At 60.1% G+C, this 2,677-nt stretch carries 2 protein-coding genes; both read right to left on the minus strand.

The genetic code is table 11. From position 1 onward, the window contains the following. Positions 1-33 precede the first annotated feature (33 nt). Positions 34-1,383, minus strand: a complete 1,350-nt coding sequence (locus B3520_RS03575) for a UDP-glucose dehydrogenase family protein (RefSeq protein ID WP_286875430.1) — start codon at positions 1,381-1,383, stop codon at positions 34-36. Between the two features lie 60 nt (positions 1,384-1,443). Continuing rightward, entirely contained in the window at positions 1,444-2,544 is a 1,101-nt protein-coding gene (locus B3520_RS03580; RefSeq protein WP_286875431.1) for a glycosyltransferase, read from the minus strand. Positions 2,545-2,677 lie beyond the last annotated feature (133 nt).

Genomic DNA, 2,677 nt, shown 5'->3' on the forward strand with positions numbered 1-2,677 from the left:
GTGCAAATAGTTTATGTGATCAATATCACAGATTTAACGCGAGGGTTGACTCCTGACACCGTCGCCACGCCCCACCCCGAAATAGAGCAGGCCCGCCGCGTTGACGGCTGAAGGTTCGTAGATGTTTCGGCCATCCACGATTACCGGCGTATGCAGCGCTGCTTTAATGGCTTCGAAATCAGCCACCCGAAACTCTTTCCACTCGGTACAGATTACCAGGGCGTCAGCACCGTCCAGCGCGTCCATGCGGTGCTCCGCCAGGACCAGGTTCTTACGGTCGCCGTAGAGCCGGCGACACTCGTCGCGCGCCTCCGGGTCGTAGGCCTGAATGCCACCGCCAGCGGCCCACACCGCTTCCATCAACGTGCGGCTGGGCGCTTCGCGCATATCGTCAGTGTTGGGTTTGAAGGCCAGGCCCCAAACCGCGATGGTCTTACCGTTCAGGTCACCATCAAAGGCATTGTTCAGCTTACTGAACAGCGTGGACTTTTGCTGCTCGTTGATCGCCTCCACGGCACTGAGCATGCGCGCTTCGTAGCCCACTTCCCGGGCGATGCGCTCCAGTGCGCGCACGTCCTTGGGGAAACAGGAGCCGCCATAGCCGCACCCGGGATAAATAAAGTGGTAGCCGATGCGCGGATCGGAACCGATGCCCAGGCGCACGTTCTCGATATCCGCGCCAAGACGCTCGGCCAGATTGGCCATCTCGTTCATAAAGCTGATCTTGGTGGCCAGCATGGCATTGGCGGCGTATTTGGTGAGCTCGGCGGAGCGCACGTCCATGAAAATCAGCTTGTCATGATTCCAGTTGTAAGGGCCGTAGCACTCGCGCATTAGTTCACGGACCTTATCCGAATCCGTGCCCACCACGATGCGGGCGCCGCGGGTGAAATCGTCGATGGCGGCGCCTTCCTTGAGGAATTCCGGGTTGGAGCAGACGTCGAAGCTGAGCTCCACGCCCCTGCCCGACAACTCGGCAGTGATGGTAGCCCGGACCCGGTCGGCGGTGCCCACCGGCACGGTGGATTTGTTCACCACCAGCTTATAGCCGTCCATATGGCGGCCTATGGTGGCGGCCACCGCCAGCACGTACTGCATGTCGGCCGAGCCGTCTTCATCCGGCGGGGTGCCCACGGCGATAAATTGGAGGGTACCGAAAGCAACGCCCTTCGCAGAGTCGGTCGTAAATCCAAGCCGACCCTCTTCGCGGTTTCGCGCCACCACGGACTCCAGCCCCGGCTCAAAGATCGGAACCACCCCGCGCTCCAGGGCTTCCACCTTCGCCGGATCCACATCAACACACAGCACGTCATGGCCGGCATCCGCCAGACAGGCCCCGGTGACCAGGCCCACATAACCGGTGCCGAATACAGTGATTTTCAATCTAAGTCTCCTTGCAGAACACGTTTCCTTCGCGCGGCAACCGACACTACCGGGATCTGGTCAACTCGGCCCTAGTAACACACGGTAGTTTTTTACGGCGCTGTCCCGGGTATTAGCGTTAGCGACTTTAACAGACTCACGGTGCAGCGCCTCCCTGTCCTGTGCGGACAGGTAGATCTGGATCTTGGATTCAATTTCCGCCTCCGTGGAGGCCGCGACCAGATAACCGTTTACACCCTCTTCGACCACGCCGTCGATGCCCCAACCCTGGTGACCAATCACTACGCAGCCCGACGCCATCGCTTCCAGATAGACCAGCCCGAACGTTTCCTGGACACTGGGCATCAAGAAGAGATGCGAGGCACGCATGGCTTTCAGCACCTCCGCTCGTGGCGTGAAGCCATATTGGCGCACCACCCTGGTTAGTCCGAGCTGCTCGATGTCGCGAGTGATAGCCTCGCTGAGCGGGCCGTCTCCGTAAAGATGAACCGTCAAACGGACTCCCTTGTCGACCAAAGCTCTGAAGGCACGCAGACAAGGCTGAACGTTCTTTCTCGGTATCATTAAAGAGGCCATGGTAATCACCAGGCCCCCTTCGAGGGAAATATCCTTGCTCTGCAGGTCAATGATCTCCGCCGCGTCGATGCCTGAGTAGACGATGCCGGACGGCTCGAGGCCGTAGTTGTCTTTTAGCTGGCGCGCGAGCGCATGGGAGCGGACAAACGTCTTGTCTGCGGCAGCCAGGCACTGGCGCAGCTGCGGCTTGCCGAGATCGGAGCCGTGAACCACGAAGTACTTCTTGGCCAGCCTGCGCCCGAGCACGCGCTGTGCGGCGATAAAGTTAAAGCTCTGGTGGCAGATGGCGAAATCGAAGCGCCCGCGAAAGCCCATCAGGAACAGCACCAGCCTGGTCAGCAGGGCTGAATAGATAAACCGGAAGCCGATGGTCGGCACGTCGTATACCGGCAAGCCGTTCAGAACGCGCTTTCTGGGCCAGTAGGGGCCGCCTTTAACGATCAGCGGCAAAAAGCGCAGCACGGCGGTCACTTCCAGCCCCTCGGCGATGGCACCGTCAACGAGTTCGCGAACCGCCAGCGTATTGCTGGTCAGGTCGCGCTCGTCGGTGATTGCATAGAGGTTGCTGCAGACGATGCCTTTCATCGTATTCCAACGACCCGGTGTTATACGCCGATCTTAGCGATCAGCTGGCGCACACACTCGCCGATGTCGTGCTCGGCGGTGTTGATCACCACTTCCGCGTTGGCCGGGGCCTCGTAGGGGCTGTCGATGCCGG

Origin of the sequence: Marinimicrobium sp. UBA4509 (assembly GCF_002388575.1) — a bacterium.
In the GTDB taxonomy this organism is placed as follows: Bacteria; Pseudomonadota; Gammaproteobacteria; order Pseudomonadales; family Cellvibrionaceae; genus Marinimicrobium; species Marinimicrobium koreense.

Coding starts and splice junctions, on each gene's coding strand:
- B3520_RS03580 (WP_286875431.1), bottom strand. CDS start 2,544: ATGAAAGGCATCGTCTGCAGCAACCTCTATGCAATCACCGACGAGCGC.